Source organism: Halofilum ochraceum (assembly GCF_001614315.2).
Classification (GTDB): Bacteria; Pseudomonadota; Gammaproteobacteria; order XJ16; family Halofilaceae; genus Halofilum; species Halofilum ochraceum.
In genome coordinates this window covers 198,222-220,207 of sequence record NZ_LVEG02000001.1, presented here as the reverse complement: position 1 = coordinate 220,207, position 21,986 = coordinate 198,222, and the positions used below count along the sequence as shown (strand labels likewise).

The 21,986-nt window shown below is 66.0% G+C and carries 21 protein-coding genes; 12 read left to right on the top strand and 9 right to left on the bottom strand.

Annotated elements, in window-relative coordinates; translation table 11 throughout:
• Positions 1–102: 102 nt before the first annotated feature.
• The 4 genes from A0W70_RS01045 (at position 103) to fdxA (ending at position 1,686) form a co-directional block, all read left to right on the top strand.
• Complete coding sequence (locus tag A0W70_RS01045) at positions 103–537, top strand: YbaN family protein (RefSeq protein WP_139150650.1); 435 nt, start codon at positions 103–105, stop codon at positions 535–537.
• A gap of 101 nt (positions 538–638) precedes the next feature.
• Entirely contained in the window at positions 639–845 is a 207-nt protein-coding gene (locus tag A0W70_RS01040) for a rubredoxin (RefSeq protein WP_070987501.1), read from the top strand.
• A 6-nt stretch (positions 846–851) separates the two neighbouring features.
• Positions 852–1,166, top strand: a complete 315-nt coding sequence (locus tag A0W70_RS01035) for a hypothetical protein (protein ID WP_070987499.1) — start codon at positions 852–854, stop codon at positions 1,164–1,166.
• A gap of 178 nt (positions 1,167–1,344) precedes the next feature.
• Positions 1,345–1,686 (top strand): ferredoxin FdxA, encoded by a 342-nt coding sequence (gene fdxA / locus A0W70_RS01030; RefSeq protein WP_070987497.1) that lies wholly within the window; start codon positions 1,345–1,347, stop codon positions 1,684–1,686.
• Here the strand turns inward: fdxA and A0W70_RS01025 are convergent.
• Positions 1,675–2,115, bottom strand: a complete 441-nt coding sequence (locus A0W70_RS01025) for an RrF2 family transcriptional regulator (RefSeq protein WP_070987496.1) — start codon at positions 2,113–2,115, stop codon at positions 1,675–1,677. The two genes, fdxA and A0W70_RS01025, sit on opposite strands and share 12 nt — an antisense overlap.
• Before the next feature lie 171 nt (positions 2,116–2,286).
• Between A0W70_RS01025 and A0W70_RS01020 the strand changes: the two genes are divergently transcribed.
• Both A0W70_RS01020 and A0W70_RS01015 read left to right on the top strand, forming a co-directional pair.
• Positions 2,287–2,712: an OsmC family protein gene (locus tag A0W70_RS01020; protein WP_070987494.1), complete on the top strand. Its 426-nt coding sequence runs from the start codon at positions 2,287–2,289 to the stop codon at positions 2,710–2,712.
• Positions 2,713–2,790: 78 nt separating this feature from the next.
• Complete coding sequence (locus A0W70_RS01015) at positions 2,791–3,078, top strand: DUF2249 domain-containing protein (RefSeq protein ID WP_070987492.1); 288 nt, start codon at positions 2,791–2,793, stop codon at positions 3,076–3,078.
• A 44-nt stretch (positions 3,079–3,122) separates the two neighbouring features.
• Here the strand turns inward: A0W70_RS01015 and A0W70_RS01010 are convergent, their stop codons facing one another.
• Genes A0W70_RS01010 through hemN form a run of 5 tightly spaced genes read right to left on the bottom strand, consistent with a single transcriptional unit; the run spans position 3,123 to position 7,193 of the window.
• Positions 3,123–3,500, bottom strand: coding sequence for a hypothetical protein (locus A0W70_RS01010; protein WP_070987490.1), 378 nt, complete (start codon positions 3,498–3,500; stop codon positions 3,123–3,125).
• 51 nt (positions 3,501–3,551) lie between these two features.
• Positions 3,552–4,025: a hypothetical protein gene (locus A0W70_RS01005; protein WP_070987488.1), complete on the bottom strand. Its 474-nt coding sequence runs from the start codon at positions 4,023–4,025 to the stop codon at positions 3,552–3,554.
• Between the two features lie 47 nt (positions 4,026–4,072).
• Positions 4,073–5,263, bottom strand: a complete 1,191-nt coding sequence (locus A0W70_RS01000) for a cytochrome P450 (RefSeq protein WP_217495353.1) — start codon at positions 5,261–5,263, stop codon at positions 4,073–4,075.
• Between the two features lie 10 nt (positions 5,264–5,273).
• Entirely contained in the window at positions 5,274–5,774 is a 501-nt protein-coding gene (locus tag A0W70_RS00995) for an SRPBCC family protein (RefSeq protein WP_070987486.1), read from the bottom strand.
• 39 nt (positions 5,775–5,813) lie between these two features.
• Positions 5,814–7,193 (bottom strand): oxygen-independent coproporphyrinogen III oxidase, encoded by a 1,380-nt coding sequence (hemN, locus tag A0W70_RS00990; protein WP_070987484.1) that lies wholly within the window; start codon positions 7,191–7,193, stop codon positions 5,814–5,816.
• A 198-nt stretch (positions 7,194–7,391) separates the two neighbouring features.
• Here hemN and A0W70_RS00985 point away from each other — a divergent pair, with 198 nt between their 5' ends.
• The 6 genes from A0W70_RS00985 to A0W70_RS00960 all read left to right on the top strand — a co-directional run bounded on the left by A0W70_RS00985 (position 7,392) and on the right by A0W70_RS00960 (position 17,341).
• Positions 7,392–8,636, top strand: coding sequence for a molybdopterin molybdotransferase MoeA (locus tag A0W70_RS00985; protein ID WP_070987482.1), 1,245 nt, complete (start codon positions 7,392–7,394; stop codon positions 8,634–8,636).
• 210 nt (positions 8,637–8,846) lie between these two features.
• Positions 8,847–9,179: a carboxymuconolactone decarboxylase family protein gene (locus A0W70_RS00980; RefSeq protein ID WP_070987481.1), complete on the top strand. Its 333-nt coding sequence runs from the start codon at positions 8,847–8,849 to the stop codon at positions 9,177–9,179.
• A 323-nt stretch (positions 9,180–9,502) separates the two neighbouring features.
• Positions 9,503–10,648: an NnrS family protein gene (locus A0W70_RS00975; protein WP_070987478.1), complete on the top strand. Its 1,146-nt coding sequence runs from the start codon at positions 9,503–9,505 to the stop codon at positions 10,646–10,648.
• A gap of 460 nt (positions 10,649–11,108) precedes the next feature.
• Positions 11,109–13,028 carry an ABC-F family ATP-binding cassette domain-containing protein gene (locus A0W70_RS00970; RefSeq protein ID WP_070987476.1) on the top strand — a complete coding sequence of 640 codons (1,920 nt, stop codon included), beginning with the start codon at positions 11,109–11,111 and terminating at the stop codon, positions 13,026–13,028.
• A gap of 435 nt (positions 13,029–13,463) precedes the next feature.
• Positions 13,464–14,573, top strand: coding sequence for a transaldolase (gene tal, locus A0W70_RS00965; protein ID WP_070987474.1), 1,110 nt, complete (start codon positions 13,464–13,466; stop codon positions 14,571–14,573).
• Positions 14,574–14,995: 422 nt separating this feature from the next.
• A complete protein-coding gene (locus A0W70_RS00960) occupies positions 14,996–17,341 on the top strand; it encodes a helicase-related protein (RefSeq protein ID WP_175443027.1) in 2,346 nt (781 codons plus the stop codon).
• Positions 17,342–17,605: 264 nt separating this feature from the next.
• On the opposite strand, the gene A0W70_RS16375 is transcribed toward A0W70_RS00960, so the two are convergent.
• The 3 genes from A0W70_RS16375 to A0W70_RS00950 all read right to left on the bottom strand — a co-directional run bounded on the left by A0W70_RS16375 (position 17,606) and on the right by A0W70_RS00950 (position 21,806).
• Positions 17,606–18,112 (bottom strand): REP-associated tyrosine transposase, encoded by a 507-nt coding sequence (locus tag A0W70_RS16375; RefSeq protein ID WP_075109807.1) that lies wholly within the window; start codon positions 18,110–18,112, stop codon positions 17,606–17,608.
• A 537-nt stretch (positions 18,113–18,649) separates the two neighbouring features.
• On the bottom strand, positions 18,650–19,540 hold the full coding sequence (locus A0W70_RS00955; RefSeq protein ID WP_070987472.1) for an ROK family protein: 891 nt from the start codon (positions 19,538–19,540) through the stop codon (positions 18,650–18,652).
• Positions 19,541–19,901: 361 nt separating this feature from the next.
• Positions 19,902–21,806 carry a propionyl-CoA synthetase gene (locus A0W70_RS00950; RefSeq protein WP_070987470.1) on the bottom strand — a complete coding sequence of 635 codons (1,905 nt, stop codon included), beginning with the start codon at positions 21,804–21,806 and terminating at the stop codon, positions 19,902–19,904.
• Positions 21,807–21,986: the final 180 nt, after the last annotated feature.

Sequence of the window (21,986 nt, the reverse complement as noted above, 5' to 3'; positions counted from 1 at the left end):
ACAGTCCAGGCGCGGTCCGCGTTGCCGTCGGTTGGCTGTTGCGTGAATAGCCAACGACGACCCGGTTCCGCACGCCGACGCACTGCACCATACTTGTGATCCATGGCAGCGAAGCGTTACAAGACGCAGCGTCACAAGGCGGGCGATCCCCCCGGGTCAGCCCCCGCGCCGATCCGGCGTGCCTGGCAGGGTCTCGCCGTTGCCTGCGTCGGCCTGGGCGGGATCGGTGCGGTCCTGCCGCTGGTGCCGACCACACCGTTTCTGCTGCTCGCGGCCTGGGCGGCATCACGCAGTTCACCCGAACTGCATGAATGGCTCTATCAACACCCGCGCTACGGCCCGTTGCTGCGCGACTGGCGCGACCATCGCGCGCTGCGCCCGCGTGTAAAATGCCTCGCCCTGCTGCTGATCGTGGCGAGCTGGCTGATCATGATGATGACGGTCGACTCCAATCCGGTCCGGCTCCTGGCCAGCCTCGTCATGTTGACCGTAGCGGTGTTCCTGGCCACCCGTCCGGCCCATCCCGGCGCTTCATGATTACGCCGATACCGGACACTCCACTCCATTCCCCGATCCGTTCACCTCGATAACAGCCTATCCGGAATTGCCCTATAACATGTATTTGATATACTTTTTATATGGCTGAACCGATACCAAACCGGGACGAACGGCCGGACCGCATGTTCATGTGCACCATCTGCGGCTGGCTGTATAGAGAGGAACGCGGCATCCCGAAGGCGGACATCGCGCCCGCTACGCGCTGGGAAGATGTCTCACGGGATTTCGTCTGTCCCGAGTGCGGAGCCGGCAAGGATTGGTTCCAGCAACTGCGGATCGGGGATTAAGCGCTGGTGGACGAGATGGGATCGATCGAAGAAGGGCCGGAACTGGTGCTGACCATGAACGCGGTCGAGCGACTGCGTTCACTGCTGGAGGAATCCGGCGATACCCACTGCAAGCTGCGGATCGAGGCCGATGGGCCGGCGGACAACCCCGAATACACCTTCTCATTCGAAGAGCACGGCGACAGTAAAGACATCGAACTCGACTACGCACGCATCGCGGTCCTGGTCGATCCGGAGTCGCATCGCCGTCTGCGTGGGCGCGAAATCGATCACCGCAAAAACGACGACGGCGAGCACTTTGTCGTCCGCAAGGCCGGATAAACACCTGCCCCGGGTATGAGTGACGCATTCCGGGTCAAACGACGAACCCTTCCGTTCGGATCACGGCGCGTTCGGATGAGCCCGACAGTACGCTGGCTGCAGTGAACATGTCTTTACTGATGCATTTTTATCCGCGGATCCGCGAAGCGGTACACGCCACCACTCCGGTATAAAGACCATGACCTACGTTGTTACCGAGAACTGCATCAAGTGCAAATACACCGACTGCGTCGAGGTCTGTCCCGTGGACTGCTTCCACGAGGGCCCGAACTTCCTCGTCATCGCCCCCGAGGAGTGCATCGACTGCACCCTGTGCGAGCCCGAGTGCCCGGTCGACGCGATCTTCGCCGAAGACGAAGTGCCGGAAGAGTTCCAGCATTTTCTGGGGCTTAACGCGGAACTCGCGCCGCAGTGGCCCGTCATTACCGAGCAGAAGGATCCGCCCCCGGATGCCGATGAATGGAAGGACGTACCGAACAAACTCGAACTGCTCGATCGGGGTGACGATTCAGCCGGCTGACCGGTGCTCGATTCGATGAATCTCGCGGGTGGTCCTGGGGTTGGCCAACAGATCCGCCAACGTGTAGGCGTCGAGACGGTCCATGAACGCATCGCGCGCATCCCTGAGCGCCCCCTTCAGGGCGCAATTCCCGCGCAGCACACACGGCTGTCGGTCGCAGTCGACGATCGCCATCGAACGCTCGAAGGCGTTGACGACGGCCCCAAGGCCGATTCGTTCCGGGGTCTGCGCCAGCCACAGGCCGCCCCCCCGCCCGCGCGAAGTCTCGATATAACCGAGCGCGGCGAGCTGGTGCACCACCTTGCGCAGGTGCTCCAGCGAGATGTCATAAGCGGTTGCGATTTCCCGCATCGTCACGCGCCGCTGATCGTGCACCCCGGCGTACATCAGCACGCGTAATGCGTAATCCGTGAGGTGGGTTAATTCCATAATTTCATTGCCCGGATCTCTGCTTGACCATGGGAATACAGGGCTATAAAGTACATTTATAATACATTTTTCGACCGCACGATCAAATGAAGCCCGCGGTCGACGACAGTTCCCCTGCGATAACCATGCAAAGCCGAACGATGGCAACACGCCCGGAGAGTGGAGGTAACCATGAAACGTAACGCATCAGCGATATGGGAAGGCGGCATCAAAGACGGCCACGGCACGGTCTCGACCGAGAGCGGTGTGCTGTCGGAGGCACAGTATTCCTTCAGCACACGCTTCGAAAACGGCACCGGTACCAATCCGGAAGAACTCCTCGGTAGCGCGCACGCAGGGTGCTATTCGATGGCGCTGTCCCTGATTCTCGGTGAATCCGGGATCACGCCCGAACGAGTGCAGACGAAGGCGGCCGTGACCATCGAACCCAGCGATGACGGCTTCACCATCACCGGCGTCCATCTCGATACCCGGATCAAGACAACCGGGGCCGACCGCGAGGCCGTTGAAGAAGCGGCGAACAAGGCCAAAGCGGGCTGCCCCGTGTCGAAGCTTTTCAACGCGGAAATCACCCTCGACACGAGCATTGAAACCTGAACCCCGAGCGGGGCGTGCCCGTCCACATGGCGGGGCGCCCCGTGTCCCCCGGATCCGAACTCCCGCGGGTTGCCCGGTATGACGGATGGGCCAAATCGGACGACGCCTGCCGGCGACTCCAGCCACTCCCACCAGTCGGCGATCGATCTACGCCGCTTCGAACCGCATGAACGCGTCCCGTTGCTCGAGATGAGTCTCTCGGTACTGTCGCCCGGAGAGTCGCTGCAGGCGACGTTCGAGGAGTGGCCGATCGTACTCGTACGATATCTCGAACGGACCTGGGGTGAACGATTCGAGTGGTGGTTCGGCGGGGCCGGTGAAGAGTGGTGCTATCTCGAAATACGGCGACTGCCGCAGTCGCAATGATTGCCCCTCCTCCGCCCGGCGATACATGAATCGCTTGCGGCTACCTACTCGTATTCGAGGCGCTGACAATCGGAAGCACACCCCGAGTCCGGCGGTGGCGCGTCGGGGTGCGGCGGACGATGCAGCACCGCGACGGTCGGGCTCACGCTCAGACCATCGCCGTCCACGGTAGCGCTGCCGTCGACGATGAGCGAATACCCGCCGACTTCCGCCGGGGGATAGATCAGCGCCACGATCGGCTGCTCAAGCGCATTCGCGCGGCTTCGCCAGCCAAAACCACCGACATGCAGTCTTGTATCGATCAACTCGGTGCGTACAGCGACGGCATGCGGTCGGCCGTTTTCACCGGTCGTCATCAGATACGCATAGGAATAGTCCTCGAGTGTCGTGGCCAAACGATCCAGATCCACTTTCGTACCCATAGGGAGACCTCTCCGTAATCTCAGAAATTTTGACGAAATCACACTCGGCGCTCAGACACCCGATGCGGACAGTACCAGTCTGACCAGCGCACTGATCGACAGGAAAGCGATCAGTACCTGGTACGCGTGCACGGCGAAACCACCCGCGGTTCCGTAGACCGCAAGCAGAAAGACCCCGAGCGCCCCGACGAACAACACGGTGCCGAGCACGACCATCACGAAACCGCCCCCGATCGTCCCCGCGATCACCCCGGCGCTGCCGAGGTTGAACAACAGGCTTTCGAACCGGACTCGCGCAATGCCCACCGACGACGAGGCCAGCAGCGCCTGGCCGATCGCGAGCGCGAGTTGCGCGACGCCCACGACCAGCACCAGGTACGCGGCCAGCCACACGGTCGCGGACGTCGGCGCAGGGGCAACGCCAGCCGCAATCAATCCACCTGCAATCACCCCGACCACGCCAGGCACCAGCAGCGGCCACGCTCGACGCAGATCAGTGGCGCTCGGGGCACAGTCGCGTGGCACTACCTTCCCCCATCAGGCGGACCGCGCCCCGAACGAGGATTCGAGGGTCATTCGCGGTGCACGCGTAGCGGCAGCCGTTCGAAACCCGCACCCGGGGAGATCGCGCGGCGCGCCTGCTCGCCTTCCGCCGGTTCAATCCAGGTCGTCGCGCGCAGAAGTTCTTCCATGGCCACACGCAGTTCCATTCGGGCAAGCGACGCCCCCGGACAGACGTGAATGCCTGCCCCGTAGAGCAGGTTGTCCGCGGGATCACGATCCCAGCGGAATTCGTCGGGATCCGCGAAGACCTCGGGATCGCGGTTGGCGGCGATCCAGACGATCGACAGATGCTGTTCCGCCGCGATCCGGTGACCGCCCAGCGTGACCGGACAGGTTGTCCGGCGTCGGTTCGCCACCAACGGACCATCAAGGCGCAGGATCTCGTCGATCGCGTACGGCAAACACTCGGGTTCCGCCCGCAACTGCCGCTGAAGATCCGGATGGTTCGCCAGATACCCCGCCAGGATCCCGACCGCCGCGGCGATCGTGCCGACCTCACCGACGGTCCAGTTGCGCAGGATGCTGACGATTTCCTCGATCCGCAGCGGCCGACCTTCGACCCGCTCGTGCAAGAGGCCTGCCGTGACATCGGCAACCGGGCTTACGCGCTGCTCGCGCCGTTCCGCCAGCAGGGACTCGACCTGCGCCTCGAACTCACGTGCCAGTTCGGCGAGCCGATCCCGGTCGCCTTCACGGGTCGCGGCCTGATTGCGCGCCGTCCACGCGCGCAGCGTGCCCTCCAGTGATCGGGGCCAGCCGAGAAACGCGCATTGCACGGCCGCCGCGAAAGCGCCGGCGTACGCATCCATGAATTCCACCGTCGAATCGTCTTTCAGGGCGTCGCTCAGGTTGCCCGCAAGGCGACGGCACTGTGGTTCGAATCGCGACACGCGCTCGGCCGCGAAATACGGCTCGATCGCGCGCCGGAACCCGGTATGCTCCGGCGGGTCCATACCGTTCGGTACCGAGAGATGACGCGAGACGGCGTTACTGAACGTCTCATGGTCTTCCACTATCCGTCGGACATCCCGATACCGGTAGACGGACCAGCCGAGCGATCCACGGGGTACGACCGGACACCGCTCGCGCAGTTCATCGAATTTCACGCGCTCATCACGACGCACGCTTACGGCATCCGGCTGGTTCTCTGCCATTGCCGGCTCCATCTTGGTCTCCCGATCGTCCGTGCTGGCGACCATGCCCCCTCCTTCAGCGCTGCAGCTGTTCCCCGTAAAAACGGCGCGCCTCGAGGAAGTGATCCACCGGGAAATGGATCGGGACCCCCTCGAGGGCCGCGAGCAGCATCTCCAGATGCGCATCCCACCCCGCTGCGGCCTTGGCGATGTCTTCATCGGGTGGCAGACGCAGCGTCAGCGCGAGGCGTGTCTCGGTTCCCAGTGATTCGAGCTGCCAGCGCAGCGGGCGCTCGGGTTCGCCGCCACTGCTCCATGAATACGCCAGCAGGCCCGGCGGATCGAATTCGACGATACGGCTGTCGATGATCGCGCCACTCTCCGGAAAATCGATATGGATCCGGCCGCCCTTGCGCGCATCGATCTCGGCGGGTGCCAGCCAGTTCACCAGGGCTGCCGGATCGGTCAACATCCGCCATACTTCGCGCCGGTCATGGTCGATGATCCGTTCGAGACGGGCCTCCAGGCGATCGCCCAGATCCATGACCGTTCCCGCTTCCGCGTCGCTTACGTTCATTGCCGTTCCTCCCTCGATCGGGTGTTGCAGAAAATGACTTCAGATCGCCCGTGACCAGCGGGTGTTCCGGTCGTGCTCCAGGTAGCGGTCGAACACCATGGCCACGTTGCGCACGAGCAGGCGGCCCGCGGGTGTGACCCGCAGGCGCCTGCCTTCCCATTCGACGAGCCCGTCGGCGATCAACGGTTCCAGCGCGGCGCACTCGGGCGCGAACTTTTGCGCAAAGTCGATCCCGTGGCGCTGTTCGAATACCGGTAGATTGAGTTCGAAATCGCACATCAGACGGGTGATCAGATCCCGACGCAGCCGATCATCCGGCGACAGCTGCAATCCACGATTGACCGGGATTTCGTCGCCGTCCAGCGCGGCCGACCAGAGCGTGCGATCGCGGAAGTGCTGCGTGTAGCAGTCACCGAACATGCTGATCGCGCTCGTGCCATGGGCGACGATGTCGCAGTCGCCATGCGTGCTGTAGCCCTGGAAATTGCGCGTCAGCGTGCCGGCACTCTGGGCCACCGCCAGTTCGTCGTCCGCGCGCGCGAAATGATCCATGCCGATATAGACATAGCCGGCGGCCGTAAGGCGCTCGATCCCGCGCCGCAGGATCGCGAGGCGCTCCGCCGCTGATGGCAGATCCTCCGCGCGGATCCGCCGTTGCGGCGGAAAATGGTGCGGCAGGTGCGCGTAGTTGTAGATCGCGATCCGGTCCGGCCCGAGTTCGATGACCCGCTCGATCGTGCGGGTGAAGGTATCGAGTGTCTGCAGCGGGAGGCCGTAGATCAGATCGATATTCAGGGAACGGAAACCGGCCTCGCGGCAGGTCTCCAGGGTTGCCCGCGTGACCGACTCCGGCTGGATCCGGTTGACCGCTCTCTGCACATCCTCGTTGAGGTCCTGCACGCCAAGGCTGGCGCGGTTGAACCCGAGCCGCCGCAGGAGATGGATCGTATCCGTTCCAACGGCACGCGGATCGAGCTCGATCGAGTAATCGCCGGCATCGTCGTCGCGCATCGGCCAGGCGGCGCGGATCCGTTCCACCAGCCATTCGATCTGACCGTCATCCAGGAACGTCGGCGTACCGCCGCCCCAGTGCAGTTGATCCACCGACGGGCGTCCCGGAAACAGTGCCGACTGCAGTTCGATCTCGCGGCCCAGCCGCTCAAGGTACGGTGTGGCGTGCGCCCGGTTCTTCGTCACGATCTTGTTGCAGGCGCAGTAGAAGCACAGCGTCGCGCAGAACGGGATATGAAAATACAGCGACAGCGGCCGCTCCGGATCCGTCTCCGCCGCACGGGCGCGATAGTCCTCCGGGCCGAAATCGTCACGGAACCACGGTGCCGTCGGATAGGACGTGTAACGCGGGCCCGCGACGTCGTAGCGCTGGACCAGTTCGATATCGAATTCCACGGTGGATGTCATGTCCGGATTCCGGCAGCCGGTAAGCAACGGCTGCGGAGTATCGCGCCGGAAAGCCACCCGGACATTGACGAGGGTCAAGGCGTGAAGCACGACGCACGCCGTTTTACGTGGTATTGATCGACATCAAATCCGGCGAAGGCATGCAGCGGTAGGCTTGCCGCATAACGATCAGGGGGGTCCCCGGAAGAGGTACACGCAATGACAACGGCCGATCCGACCACCACCCGCCCCTCCGCAGCGACCGGCAAGCGGCTGCTGGGTGTCGAAGAAGCACGGGCAACCATTCTTTCCGCGATCGCGGCGCCCAGCCCTGCGGCCGCCGAGCCGATCGCTCTCGACCAGGCGGCGGGCCGGGTTCTCGCCCGCGACGTGATTGCAGGGCTGTCGATGCCGCGCTGGCCCAACAGCGCGATGGATGGCTACGCGCTGCGGCTGCCGGATATCGACGACGACGGCCTGCCGATCAGTCAGCGCGTCGCGGCCGGCACGGCACCGGGGCCACTCGCGGCCGGCACCGCGGCACGGATCTTCACCGGGGCACCGGTGCCCGAAGGGGCCGATACCGTCGTCATGCAGGAGCACTGCCGTATCGACCAGGATCGCCTGTTCGTGGAGAAAATACCGGAGGCCGGCGCAAACATCCGCCCGGCAGCGGAAGACTTCTCGCGCGAAGACCCGGTCCTCGCGGCGGGCACGCACCTGCGGCCACAGCACATCGCGCTGGCGGCCTCCGCGGGCGCGGCCACGGTTCATGTGTACCCGCGTGTGCGGATCGCGTTGATGATCACCGGCGATGAACTGGTACCGCCAGGGAAAACACTCGGTGCCGGCCAGATCCACGAGTCCAACGGCCATATGCTGGCGGCGCTCGGCGCCCAGCTCGGCGCCGACATCGAGGCGATCCACACCGTCCCGGACGACGCGGACGCCACACGCGAGACGCTGGCCCGCGCCGCGGAGAACGCGGACCTCATCGTCACCAGCGGGGGCGCCTCCGTGGGCGACTGCGACCATGTGCGCTCCGCGGCGGAGGCGATCGGCGAACTCGCCTTCTTCGGCATCGCCGTCAAACCGGGCAAGCCACTGGCGTTCGGCCGGGTCGCAGGCACGCCGCTACTGGTGCTGCCCGGCAATCCGGTCTCGCTGTTCGTGACATTCCTGCTTTTCGGGGCGCCGTTGCTACGGCGTCTGCAGGGGCGCAGCGCGACCATGCCCGAAGCCCTTTGGGTGCCCGCGGGATTCGAGCAGACCCGCACGCGCGGGCGGGCCGACTATATCCGTGTGCGCCTGGAAGACGGCCGCGCGGTGCCTTGTGGCGGCCAGGGTTCGGGGATCCTGACACCGACGGCGGCGGCCGACGGCCTGGCGTGCATTCCACCCGATTCCACGGTCGCCCCCGGCGAACCGCTGGCGTACTGGCCGATGGCGACATTGCTCGACTGAACGGACGGATCCATTTCGGCAGCGGAAGCAAGCGCGGAGAACGCAAACGGATCGACGCGCCGGCAGCGTTGCGCGGCCGCGTTGGCAGTGGGGCGAGATGCGTCCCATCCTGCGCGCGATGGGCGACGCCGCGCTGACCGGCCGAATCCGGCGACTGCGGCGAGTGCGGCGACGCAGCGCAGAACACTCGAAACCGACGGAGCATCCGCCATGACGCAATCCGACCTCCCCTCCACCGCCGGTGACATCGCCGAAAAACACCCCGACGTATGGTCCGCCTACAGCGCGCTCGGCAAGGCGACGGCCGCGGCCGGCCCCCTCACCGACCGTGAACGGCGGCTGGTGAAGCTGGCGCTGGCGATCGGCGCGGATTCGGAAGGCGGCGTCCATTCGCACGTGCGCCGCGCCCGCGAAGAGGGCATCGAGCCGGCCGCGCTGGAACAGATAGCGCTGCTGGCGATCCCGACGCTCGGCTTCCCGCGCGCGGCCGCCGCATTCACCTGGATCGGGGATCTGAACGGGGCGGCGGATAGCCAGAAGTAGACGTTTTCGTCGAATCGCCGGTGAACGTTGGGTATCGCTGGCGCTCAACCCAACCTGCGGTGCTGGCTTCCGCTGATCGCGGTCCGGCCTACGTGGTGGGCACCGGATCCAGATGCTTCCAGGGCGTAGGCCGGCTTTTGCCGAAGGCAACAGCCGGCGACTAAGCCGGTGCTACGGCAGTGCGTCCCCTCCGGCGTGACGACCACTGCCCGCTGACAACAACACGGGCCTCGCACGGCGCATCGCTTGACCGCGATCAATGTCGCGCCCATCCCGGATCGCCATCATGCCCCCATTCCCATGCACCCGGGCGCGCGATTCCGATGCCGACACCCCGCTGGCCACTCCCGTTCACGGCAGGCTTCCGCCTGTTTTTCCCGCTCGCCGCGATCGCGACGCTCGCGATCATGCTGCGCACGGTGCTGATCCTGCACGGCGGCGACGCGCCGGCCGGCAACCCGTTCACCTGGCACGGACACGAAATGCTGTTCGGTTACGTAGCGGCCGCCGTTGCCGGGTTCGTCCTGACCGCCGTTCCCAACTGGACCGGCACCCAGCCCGCGAACGGCCTGCCGCTGGCGGTGCTGTTCCTGCTGTGGATCACGGCGCGAATCGGTCTGTGGTCGGGTGATCCCGCAGCCTGGGCCATCGCCGCCGATATCGCCTTCCTGCCGGCGGCCGCGCTGGTCGCCAGCCGGCCGCTCTGGTCGGGCGGCAAGGCGCGGCAATGGCTGCCGATCGGTGTGATCATCACCCTCGGCCTGGCGAACGCGGTCTGGCATCTCGGCCCGGTCATCAACGCCCCGGCCCTGCCATCGCGGGCACTTACGTTCACGACCCTCCTGATCGCAACACTGATCGCCGTGATCGGTGGTCGTATCATCCCGGCGTTCACGCGGAACCACCTCCGCAAGCGCGACGCGTCCGTGGAACCGCGCGCGACGGATCTACGTGACGGTCTCGCCATCGGTGCCAGCGTGGCCACGGCCCTGGCCGAGCTCGGCGCACCGGGGCTCGTCGCCTGGCTCGCGCTGGCGGCCGGCGTACTGCACGGTATCCGGCTCTACGGCTGGCGCGGCCTGAGCACCTGGCGCGACCCGCTGCTGTTCATCCTGCATATCGGCTACGGCTGGCTGGCCGTGGGCTACCTCATGCTCGGATTCGGGATGCTCTCCGCGGGCTGGTCCGATACCTGGGCGCTGCATGGGATCCTGACCGGCGCGATCGGCACGATGACCCTGGCCGTGATGACCCGCGCCACCTTCGGTCATACGGGGCGCCCGCTGCAGGCCGGTGTGGTGATGACCATCGCCTTCGTCGCCATCCAGGGCGCCATCGTCATCCGCCTGCTTGGCCCTGTCGTCGGCCCACACGCATGGCACGTCGCCGGCGTGCTCTGGTCGACCGCGTTCCTACTGTTCCTGCTGCGCTGCGGGCCGATGTGGCTGCGTCCACGGATCAGGGCATGAAGGACCCGTATACGCGGTAAAAGGCGGATCTCGCAGAGGCGCGGAGGACGCTGAGGAAAAACCAAAAGCGATCTCTCGCCAAGACGCCAAGGGCGCAAAGAAGGGCATTAAAAAAGCAATGACGTTGTAGGAGCGAGCTTGCTCGCGATTGTGCCCGGATGGCGCATCGGCTTTCATCTGGGCGTGCCTGAAAGTCAGCGGTCGGCCACGCATACCTGGTGCCGCGAAGCCGCTCTGCACGCAGGATCGCGAGCAAGCTCGCTCCTACAGCGTCGTCGCCGTTTTTAGTGCCCTTCGTGGCGTGCTTGGCGCCTTGGCGAGAGGCGCTTTTTGACGTTACCCCCGCGCCTCTGCGAGAACCATCCGTACTTCGCTCTGACCGAGGCAAACCCCCAAATTCCGTCAAAGGGGCGATTTCCGGTATCCTGCACGGCTTCCCGCAACACCCCGGAACCCGATCGTGATCACCCTCGACGACGTCTCGCTCCAGATTGGCGGCGACCCCCTGCTCGAAGGCGCTTCGTGCGCGCTGCACGAGGGCTGGAAGATCGGGATCATCGGGCCGAATGGCTGTGGCAAGTCGAGCCTGTTCAAGCTCCTTCGGGGTGAGCTCACACCCGAACGCGGCCGCGTCGAGCTACCCGGCGGGATGCGCATCGCGCATATGGAACAGGAGACGCCGGGCCGCACGGCGACAGCGCGCGAGCATGTGGTGGGTGGCCATGCGGAACTCGTTCGCCTGGAAAACGAACTGGAAAAGGCCGAGACCGCCGGCGACGGGGAACGCCTCGCCCACCTCCACGGGCAGATCGACGCCGAAGACGGCTATACCGCCCGGACGCGCGCCGAGCAGCTGCTGGCCGGGCTCGGTTTCTCCGCCGAGGCCTGCGGGCGGCCGGTGGCCGAGTTCTCCGGCGGCTGGCGCATGCGCATCGACCTCGCGCGCACGCTCATGGCGCCCTCCGACCTGCTGCTGCTCGACGAGCCGACCAACCACCTCGATCTCGAGGCGGTCATGTGGCTCGAGCAGTGGCTCAAGCGCTACAGCGGCACCTTGATGATCATCTCGCACGACCGCGATTTCCTCGACTCAGTCGTCGATCACACCGTGCATTTCGATAACAAGCGGCTGGTCCTGTACCGCGGCAACTACAGCCAGTTCGAGCGCCAGCGGGCCGAGCGCCTCGCGCAGCAACAGGCCGCGTACGAGAAGCAGCAGCAGCGCGTGCGCGAGATCGAGCAGTTCGTCGCGCGCTTCCGGGCCCAGGCCAACAAGGCACGCCAGGCCCAGAGCCGCCTCAAGGAACTCGAGCGCATGGAGGACCTCGCGCCGGCGCACATCGATTCGCCGTTCCGCTTCCAGTTCCCCGAGGCGGCAAAGACCTCGCATCCGCTCATCACCTGCCGCTCCCTGGCGGCGGGCTACCACCGGGATGCCCCCGTACTGCGCGACGTCGGCCTCAGCCTGCTGCCGGGGCAGCGCGTCGGCCTGCTGGGTGTCAACGGCGCCGGCAAGTCGACCCTGATCCGCACGCTGGTGGGCGAGCTGCCGCCGCTCGCGGGCGAGCGCACGCCAGGCGAGAACCTCGCGGTGGGCTACTTCGCCCAGCACCAGGTGGACGCCCTGACCATCGACTGGAGCCCGCTGGAACACCTCCAGAAGGAGAGTCCCGAGGTCCGCAAGCAGCAGTTGCGCACCTTCCTCGGCGGTTTCGGCTTCCCGGGGGACGATGCCCTGCGCGCGGTCCGCAACTTCTCGGGCGGCGAGAAAGCCCGGCTCGCGCTCGCCATTGTCGCGTGGCGCCGGCCCAATCTGCTGCTGCTCGACGAGCCGACCAACCATCTCGATCTGGACATGCGCCACGCGCTGGACATGGCGCTGCAGGAATTCTCCGGCGCCGTCGTCATCGTGACCCACGACCGCCACCTGCTGCGCGACACGGTCGACGAGTTCTGGTTGATCGACAACGGCCGGCTGCGTCCGTTCGACGGCACGCTCGACGATTACGCCGCCTGGCGCGCGGGCAGCCTCAAGGCCGAGAAATCGGGTTCCGGCGGCAAGACCGAAGCGCCGAAACCGGCGAAAAAAGAGGCCGGACGCGACGGCCGCAAGGCGGCGGCCGAGGCCCGCAACCGGATCAAGCCGCTGCGCGACAGCGTGCGCCGGCTGGAACGCGACCTCGAGAAACGCCAGCAGGAACTCGCGAAGATCGACGCCGCGCTCGCCGACCCGGAGCTGTACAACGATCCGGCCCGGGCCGAGGAGCGCGACCGCCTGCTGCAGGACCAGGGCGCTACCCAGCAGGCCATCGCCCGGATCGAGAGCGACTGGCTGGAGGCCGCGGAACAGCTGGAACGGGCAGAGACCGGCACGGCCTGAGCGTGGCTACCCATAGCGGCACGGCTTACGCCGAGCGGTAATCCCTCGCGCCCCGCCGGAGACGCGCCACACCGCGCACTGCGCCACGTAGGCCGGCTTTTCCGCAGCGAAGCGGAGGAAATGCCGGCGGACAGCGCATCCAACGTGCCGCGCAAGGCCGGCCTGCGTGGCTTTCAGCGAAAAGCGCCTGAACGCTCCCCACACCGTAGGCGCGTCTTCGGCCGGGCCACCGCACCGGCCGAATGCGCGCAGCACGCCAGAAGCGCCTGATCCCGGCCACAACGTAAACCGCGCGCGTTCGCCTTCGGCGAAAACGCGCCTACGCCCCCGGCGGGAGCAATGGAGGTCGGCCTCACCAGGCCGACAAGAGTTTTCCCGCCGCTGTCTGCTAGGATTCGGGGACTATCCCCCGAAAAGAGACGGAGAAACCGTTCAATGGCCTCGATCCAACATCTGCTCGACTGCGGGCAATCGCTGTGGCTCGACTACGTGGACCGCAACCTGCTGACTGGTGGCGGCCTTGAACGCCTGGTCGAGTCGGGGCTGCGCGGCGTGACCAGCAACCCGACGATCTTCCACCAGGCGATCACGGGCTCCAGCGCCTACGACGAGGCGATCCTCGACCTCATCCAGGCCGATCCGGAGGTCGACGCGGAAGTGCTGTACGAGTGGCTGGCCATCCAGGATATCCAGATGGCCTGCGACCAGCTGAGCCCGGTGTACCAGTCCACCGAGGGCAAGGACGGTTTCGTCAGCATCGAGGTCTCGCCCCACCTGGCGCACGACACGAAGAGCACGGTCGAACAGGCCCGCCACCTGTGGCGTTCGGTCCACCGCGACAACGTCATGATCAAGGTACCGGCGACCGAGGCCGGGCTCGAGGCGATCGAGAACCTCACGGCCGAAGGCCTGAACATCAACGTGACGCTGCTGTTCGCGGTCGAGCGCTACGAGCAGGTCTTCGCGGCCTTCACCCGTGGCCTCGGTCAGCGCGATAACCCGCGCGGTATCAACTCGGTGGCCTCTTTCTTCGTCTCGCGTGTCGACGGCGTCGTCGACCCGAAACTCGCGGAGATCGGCGCCAGTGCCACGGCGCACATGCATCACGCCGCGATCTCCAACGCCAAAATGGCGTATCAGTCTTTCGAACGGATGCGCCGCACGCCCGATTTCCGTGCCCAGGAGCAGCGGGGCGCCAATGTCCAGCGTCCACTCTGGGCCAGCACGAGCACCAAGGACCCGAACCTGTCCGACACGCTCTATGTCGACTCGCTGATCGGCCCCGACACGGTGAACACGGTACCGCCGAAGACGCTGGATGCCGTCCTGGCGAACGGTTCCGCCGCCGTGACTATCGATAACGACCTCGAAGGCGCGCGCACCACGCTCGACGCTCTGCAGAAGCACGGCATCGACATGGGCCAGGTGGCGGCGGATCTGGAAGCGGACGGCGTGCAGAAGTTCATCGATTCGCACGACGCGCTGGTCGCCGCACTGCAGGAGAAGCTGCGCGACGTAACGGCACGTTACGCCGCGGAGATCTGAAGCGGCGCTCTGGCTCGGGATGATTCTGTGGTTCTCCGTGAGCTCATCGAGTGTGACGTCATCGGGGGACCAATCATCGCGAGCAAGCTCGCTCCTACAGGAAATCTGCCACAGGTGGTGGAAAGTCACCTGTAGGAGCGAGCTTGCTCGCGATCGTGCACGGGTGCGGATCACGGTTGATGGATTTCCCCGGTTCATCTCCCGTTCCGGGATTGCGATTCCGTTCACGAGGCATGCCGGCTGTTGCCTTCGGCAAAAGCCGGCCTACGCCCCCGTAACCGAACCGGCCGGTGCAATCTCCTGGTCTACATTGACTCTGGCGCGCTCCGCGCCTCGGCCTGACATCGTTCCGCCTTTCGTTTTATGAACCCGCTTGTTCATCTTCGGACCCGGACCACCCGTCGGTGGTGCAAGGACCCGCAATGACCGAACCGGCGACCCCGTTGCCGATCGAATCGCTGCGTGCGGATTTCCGGGAGGCCCTCGCCGCCGGCCACACCGTGGTGTCGGCGGCAACGGGCTCCGGCAAGTCCACGCGCCTGCCGCTATGGGCCGCGGAGCAAGGGCCGGTCCTCGTCATCGAGCCACGCCGCATCGCGGCGACCAGTCTCGCGCGTTATGTGGCATCGCTGAACGGGGGCGAGACCGGCCCCGAGGTCGGTTACGCCATCCGGTTCGACAGCGCCTATGGGGCGGATACCCGCGTCCTGTTCGTTACGCCAGGTATCGCCCTGCGCTGGTTCGCCGACGATGGCCTGGCCGGCTTTTCGACCGTAATCCTCGACGAATTCCACGAACGGCGTGCGGACACCGATCTGCTGCTGGCCCTGCTGCGCGATGCCGAGCGCCACCGGCTCGTGCTCACCTCGGCCACCTTCGACGGCGACCGCCTCGCCGAACAGCTGGGCGCCCGCCGCCTGGACGCGGAAGGGCGAAGCCATCCGGTGGAGACGCGCCACCTCGGCCGCGAACCGCGCGACATGCCGACCGCCAAAGGTCTGGATCGCCGGATCGCCGAGGCGGTCCACCAGACGCTCGGCGAAACCGCGGGCGATCTGCTGGTCTTCCTGCCGGGCCGTGGCGAGATCCGGGCCGCCGCGAACCGGCTCGGCAACATCGACGCCGACGTCATCTGCCTGCATGCCGGTGCACCCGATTCCGACCAGCGCCGCGCCCTCGCCCCCGGCGATGGCCGCCGTGTGATCCTCGCGACCAACGTCGCCGAGACCTCGCTCACGGTGCCCGGCGTCACGGCGGTGATCGACAGCGGCCTGGAACGCCGGACGCGTCGTCGCAACGGCCGTACCGTACTGGCACTCGAGGCGATCGCACGCTCGGCCGCGGACCAGCGCGCCGGCCGCGCCGGGCGCACCGCGCCCGGTCTCTGCCTGCGGCTCTGGGGCGCCCAGGCGCCGCTGGCGACCGCGAGCCCGCCCGAGATCGAGCGCGAGGACCTGACCGATACCGTGCTGGCCGCCGCCTGTTGCGGCCAACCCGCGCGGATGCTGTCGTTTCCCGACGATCTGCCGGAGCAGTCACTGGCCCGAGCCGAGAACCTGTTGAGCGAGATCGGCGCCATCGATGGCGCCGGCCAGGCCACCGCGCGCGGCCATGCCCTGTTCGCCCTGCCGCTGGACCCGCTGCTGGCCCATCTCGTCACCGCCATGCCGGCTCCGGCCACCGGCGGATTCATGGCCGATCTGGTGGCGGCGTTATCGACCCGTCAGCGCATCGCAACGGCGCCTTCGGATCCCGCCGAACGCGAGGTCCTGTTGCGGGCGCTGGGCCGGCGCTGCGATGCGACGTTCCTCGTCGCACTCCTGCGCGGACAGGAACTGCCCGGCGTGCGCGTCAATCGCGGCGCCCGTGACGAGGCGCGGCGGCTCAGCGACCGTGTGCGGGCGCTCGCCGATCTCCCGGCGCGACCGGATGCGATCGATATCGACCCGGCCAGCGCCCTGCGCGCGGCGATGGCCGCGGTGCCGGAGCTGGCGCACGTGCGACGCGGCAAGCGGCGTCATGTCCTCGCCAACGGCGAGCGTGAACTGCAGCCGGCGGACGACAGCCTGCTGGGGGACGAGGACGAGGCGGCGCTCGTTTTCGACGACCACGCCGTGCCCGGTCGCGGCACACGCGAGACGCTCACGATCGGAACCTGCCTGGCACCCATCACCCTGGAGGACCTCGTGAGCGCCGGACTCGCGACCTCGGCCATAGAGGAACCGAAACCCGGCGCGGGGACGGTGCACACCGAACGGCGCTGGTATTTCGCCGGACGGGCCATCGCCAGCGAGGAAATCGAACCGGAAGGCAACGAGGCCAGGGCGGCGATCGCCCGGCTGGTCCTTGAAAGGCGTCTGCTCAAACCGGCTGGTGAGCGCCTACTCGACGACCTCGCCGCATGGGATCTGTACGTGCGTCTAGGGCACGCCGAGGGGGAAACACCCGATGCCGAATCCTGGCTGATCGAACGCCTGCACGACCTGGGCGTCGACCAGGCCGCCGACATCGAGCTGGTCGAACCCGACGACCTGCGTTTCGACGGCATCCCCGAATGGGAGCGCGAACGCTTCGATCGGCAGTACCCGCGCTACGTGTCCCTTTCGGACCTCGAACTGCGCATCCATTACGACGTCCGCCGCCGCACCGTCACCGCCGAACACATCGGCGGCCGCCGCAAGAGCGACCCCAAGAGCTGGGAACTACCGGCCTGGCCCGGCTGGAAGGTGGAATTCCGGCGGGCCAGCCGGGTGGTGGATGTGCGGTAGGCTTGAAGACGCGTTCGGGGGCTCTTCGGCAATGCGCGCGTTCGCCTTCGGCGAAAACGCGCCTACGTCCGGATCATCGCCCCCGTAGGGGCGTCTTCGGCCGGGCCACCGCACCGGCCGAATGCGCGCAGCGCGCCCGAAGCATCCGATCATGCCCCGCACCCAAACCGCGTGCGTTAGCCGTCGGCGAAAACGCGCCTACGTCCGTGGCATCACATCCCCGCAGGCGCGTCTTCGGTCCGCGCATCCGATGTGTGTGACTTATCACTCTGGCACAACCAGCTCGACGGAGGGCCCTCCCCAATCAGACGAATAAATCCCGGCTTCAACATATCGATTGAATGAACTCGCCGGCCATTCAGATGGCATGGCACACAACCCGTGTTTTACCGGGTTGTGATGGATGTAATCGAGATGATTGCGAAAGTCATCGTAATCCCGAACCAGATGCTCCCAGTAATGCCGTTGCCACGCGGCAGTTCGTTTGCATCTTCCCATTGCGCGGAGTTGGCGCGTACAGCGTTGCTTGATCGACTTCCATCGTCCGGGAAAATCGGAGTCATCTTCGGGGAGCGTCCAGATGCAATGGATGTGATCGGGCAATACGACAATCGCGTCAGTTTGAAACGGGCGCAATTCGCGAACGTCCCGAAGCGCATCACCAAGTACGCGCCGGCCCGCCTCATCCGCGAGCCAAGGGATGCGGTGCGCGGTCACGAGCGTGAAGAAATAGGTCCCTCCGGGGGCGTAGTGTCGACGGTAGTTCGCCATGGGGTCCCTCCCCTTATGTGGTCGTGTCCATGAAGTCGTTATATCAGCGGCGAGCCCAACGCATCCCTTCGTGCCTCGTACCGAAATCGCGCGCGTTCGTCTTCGACGAAAACGCGCCTACGGCCGGATCATCGCGTCACCGTAGGCGCGTCTTCGGCCGGGCCACCGCACCGGCCGAATGCGCGCAGCGTGCCCGTAGCATATGATCATGCCCCGTACCCAAACCGCGCGCGTTCGCCTTCGGCGAAAACGCGCCGACGTCCGGATCATCGCGTCACCGTAGGCGCGTCTTCGGTCGGGCCACCGCACCGGCCGAATGCGCGCAGCGTGCCCGTAGCATATGATCGTGCCGCGTACCCAAACCGCGCGCGTTCGCCTTCGGCGAAAACGCGCCGACGTCCGGATCATCGCGTCACCGTAGGCGCGTCTTCGGTCGGGCCACTGCACCGGCCGAATGCGCGCAGCATGCCCGTAGCATATGATCGTGCCGCGTACCCAAACCGCGCGCGTTCGCCTTCGGCGAAAACGCGCCTAGGCTCACCACAACCACGCCGCTCCACGCACCCCACTGTCACCACCATGGACGTTTTGCCGCAGAACCGTGTCGCAGCGATCCGAGTAGACGTAGCGCTGCCAGAGGACCGGTACGCTTTCGTAGAGACGCGCGACGGCGGACACACCCCCTCCGAGGACAACGATGTCCGGATCGAGCATGTTGATGACGGTCGCGAGGCCACGGGCGAGGCGGTCTTCGTAGCGATCCATGATCGCCTGCGCCTCGGTATCGCCGGCCTCGGCGCGGGCGGCGATCTCCTCGCCGGTGAGTTCTTCGCCGCAGACGTTGGCGTAGTCCTGCTGCAGACCGGTACCGGACACCCAGCGCTCGATACAGCCGCGGCGGCCGCAGTAGCATTCGGGCCCGGGATATTCATCCGGCGTCTGCCACGGCAACGGGTTGTGGCCCCATTCGCCGCCGATCGCGTTCGGCCCGACGTGCACCTGGCCATTGAAGACGACTCCGCCGCCACAGCCGGTCCCGAGAATCACGCCGAACACCACGTTATAGCCGGCACCGGCACCGTCAACGGCCTCGGACAACGCGAAGCAGTTGGCATCGTTGGCGATACGAACCGGGCGACCCAGACGAGCTTCCAGATCGACCTTGCCGGGGCGGCCGTTGAGGAACACCGCGCTGGCATTCTTGAACAGGCCGGTCGCCGGTGAGATCGCACCGGGCGTGCCGATCCCGACCGAACCGGTTTGGCCGGTTTCCTGTTCCAGGTCCGCCACCAGCAAGGCGATCGCGTCGAGGGTGCCGTCGTAATCGCCTTTGGGCGTGGGTATGCGTTTTCGGGCGAGGATTTCACCCGCATCGCCCAAGGCCAGGCCCGAGATTTTGGTACCACCCAGATCGATTCCGATACGCATGGGATACCTCCTGCGTTAAGCATACCGGTGATGTGTGTGGGTCGCCCAGTCGTCGGCGTGATGCATGCATCCGGGCGAAAATCGGTTCTCGCCAAGACGCCAGGCCCGCCAAGGGACGCAAAGGAAGCAGGAGCGAGCTTGCTCGCGAACCGGTCTCCCGAAACCCCGGTCGCCGATCGATTGAAACAATGTAGGCCGGCCTACGTCGGGTTATTGAAGTGCGTCCACGGTTCGATTGCGGTGCACGAATTGCGCGCGCGTTCGCCTTCGGCGAAAACGCGCCTACGGGATCTCTCCGCGCCCTTTACGGCCTTGGCGTCTCTGCGCGAACCGCTTTTAGCCTGCTGAAAATGGCACGCGATCAATTGCCGCCCGTACGCGGGAACCCGAGATTGGACAACGCCTCGCCGATCTCATCGAGGATCTTCGGATCGTCGATGGTCGCGGGGGCCTTCCACTCTTCGCCGTTGGCGATCTTGCGCATGGTGCCGCGCAGGACCTTGCCGGAACGGGTCTTGGGCAGGCGTTTGACCAGCGTACACAGCCGGAAAGCGGCGACCGGACCGACCTCGTTGCGCACGTGAGCGGTGAGTTCGGCAACGAGCGTTTCGCCGTCGGGGCCCTTCCCGGCAGCGGGCACGACCAAGGCGAGCGGGAGTTGTCCTTTGGTCTCGTCATTGACGCCGAACACGGCCGCCTCGGCTACGGCGTGGTGATCGCAGAGGACCTCTTCCATGCGGCCGGTGGAGAGCCGATGTCCCGCGACGTTGATGACATCGTCGATCCGGCTCATGACGTGGATATAACCGTCAGCGTCGATCACGCCGGAGTCCCCGGTGAGGTAATACCCCGGATAACGGGACAGGTAGTGCTCACGATGCCCTTCGCGGTTGTTCCAGAGCGTAAGCAGGGTACCCGGCGGCATCGGCAGGCGGATGGCGATATTGCCGAGCTCGCCGCGCGGCTTTTCCTCACCGCGTTCATCGAGCACCCGAACGTCGTACCCGGGCATGGGCTTGCCCGCCGAACCGGCCTCGACCGGGAGGCACTCGATGCCGAGCGGATTGGCTGCGATGGCCCACCCGGTCTCCGTCTGCCACCAGTGATCGACCACGGGGACGCCGAGGTTCCGTTCGGCCCAGTGGATCGTGGCCGGATCGGAACGTTCACCGGCGAGGAAGAAGGACTCGAGCGAACTGATATCGTACTGCTCAACGTACCTGCCGTCCGGATCCGCCGAACGGATGGCGCGGATCGCCGTGGGCGCGGTGAACAGCGCCTTGGCGCCATGGTCCTGCACCACGCGCCAGAAGGCGCCCGCGTCGGGCGTACCGACCGGTTTACCTTCGAACATCACCGTCGTGTTCCGGTTCAGCAGAGGGCCGTAGACGATATAGGAGTGCCCGACGACCCAGCCGATATCGGACGCCGTCCAGTACACGTCGCCCGGCGCCATGCCGTAGATATTGCGCATCGACCACTGCAGCGCGACGGCGTGACCGCCGTTGTCACGAACGATGCCCTTCGGGTGGCCGGTCGTGCCGGAGGTGTAGAGGATATATAGCGGATCGGTGGCCTCGACCGGCACGCACTCCGCCGGCGTGGCCGTCTCCAGCGCCTCGGCCCAGTCGACGTCGCGGCCGCTGACCAGCTCCACCGGCTGCTGCTCGCGCTGCCAGATCAGGCACCCCGGGACTTCGTGGCGCGCCAGCGACAGGGCTTTGTCGAGCAGGCCGTGGTAATCGACTACACCACCGGGTTCGACCCCGCAGGAGGCACTCAGCACCAGCTTCGGTTCCGCGTCATCGATACGCGAGGCGAGTTCGGACGCGGCAAAACCACCGAAGACGACCGAGTGGATGGCGCCGATCCGCGCGCAGGCGAGCATGCCGAATACGGCCTGCGGGATCATCGGCATGTAGATGACGACGCGGTCACCGGTGTCCACGCCCTGCGCGCGCAGCAATCCGGCGAGGCGCGCGACCTCATCCTGCAGGCCGGCGTAATCCCAGCGGCTGCAGGTGCCGGTGACCGCGCTGTCGTGGATCAGCGCCGTCTGCGCGCCATGGCCGTTTTCGACGTGACGGTCGATGGCGTTGTAGCAGGTGTTGAGGCGTCCGCCGGTGAACCAGCGGTAGAACGGGGCGTCGGAGTCGTCGAGGACGCGATCCCAGCGCCGGTCCCAGTGCAGATCTTCGGCGACCTCGGCCCAGAAGCCTTCGGGATCGCGCAGCGAGCGTTCGTGGATCGGGTCGTAGGCCGTCATGCCGTTTCCCTCCCGGCCGCCCGATGCCCGCTTCCGCCTGGCCCCGCAGCGACCTCACGTTGGATCGCCCACATATAACCGCCACGGAAAGTGCGCGCAAGGATTGGCGGACAATCCGATTGCTTTTGTGCAATTTATTGGGTTATTCAGGCCTGGTCCGATTCTTGTGTCGGACAATAC

Bases quoted from the DNA above. Each gene is read 5' to 3' on its own strand.
- A0W70_RS01025 (WP_070987496.1), bottom strand. From the start codon at position 2,115: ATGGAATTAACCCACCTCACGGATTACGCATTACGCGTGCTGATGTAC.
- A0W70_RS00985 (WP_070987482.1), top strand. From the start codon at position 7,392: ATGACAACGGCCGATCCGACCACCACCCGCCCCTCCGCAGCGACCGGC.
- A0W70_RS01015 (WP_070987492.1), top strand. From the start codon at position 2,791: ATGACGGATGGGCCAAATCGGACGACGCCTGCCGGCGACTCCAGCCAC.
- A0W70_RS00995 (WP_070987486.1), bottom strand. From the start codon at position 5,774: ATGAACGTAAGCGACGCGGAAGCGGGAACGGTCATGGATCTGGGCGAT.
- A0W70_RS01020 (WP_070987494.1), top strand. From the start codon at position 2,287: ATGAAACGTAACGCATCAGCGATATGGGAAGGCGGCATCAAAGACGGC.
- A0W70_RS00980 (WP_070987481.1), top strand. From the start codon at position 8,847: ATGACGCAATCCGACCTCCCCTCCACCGCCGGTGACATCGCCGAAAAA.
- A0W70_RS00960 (WP_175443027.1), top strand. From the start codon at position 14,996: ATGACCGAACCGGCGACCCCGTTGCCGATCGAATCGCTGCGTGCGGAT.
- A0W70_RS16375 (WP_075109807.1), bottom strand. From the start codon at position 18,112: ATGGCGAACTACCGTCGACACTACGCCCCCGGAGGGACCTATTTCTTC.
- A0W70_RS01010 (WP_070987490.1), bottom strand. From the start codon at position 3,500: ATGGGTACGAAAGTGGATCTGGATCGTTTGGCCACGACACTCGAGGAC.
- A0W70_RS00950 (WP_070987470.1), bottom strand. From the start codon at position 21,806: ATGACGGCCTACGACCCGATCCACGAACGCTCGCTGCGCGATCCCGAA.
- tal (WP_070987474.1), top strand. From the start codon at position 13,464: ATGGCCTCGATCCAACATCTGCTCGACTGCGGGCAATCGCTGTGGCTC.
- A0W70_RS01045 (WP_139150650.1), top strand. From the start codon at position 103: ATGGCAGCGAAGCGTTACAAGACGCAGCGTCACAAGGCGGGCGATCCC.
- A0W70_RS01040 (WP_070987501.1), top strand. From the start codon at position 639: ATGGCTGAACCGATACCAAACCGGGACGAACGGCCGGACCGCATGTTC.
- A0W70_RS01000 (WP_217495353.1), bottom strand. From the start codon at position 5,263: ATGGTCGCCAGCACGGACGATCGGGAGACCAAGATGGAGCCGGCAATG.
- hemN (WP_070987484.1), bottom strand. From the start codon at position 7,193: ATGACATCCACCGTGGAATTCGATATCGAACTGGTCCAGCGCTACGAC.
- fdxA (WP_070987497.1), top strand. From the start codon at position 1,345: ATGACCTACGTTGTTACCGAGAACTGCATCAAGTGCAAATACACCGAC.
- A0W70_RS00955 (WP_070987472.1), bottom strand. From the start codon at position 19,540: ATGCGTATCGGAATCGATCTGGGTGGTACCAAAATCTCGGGCCTGGCC.
- A0W70_RS00975 (WP_070987478.1), top strand. From the start codon at position 9,503: ATGCCGACACCCCGCTGGCCACTCCCGTTCACGGCAGGCTTCCGCCTG.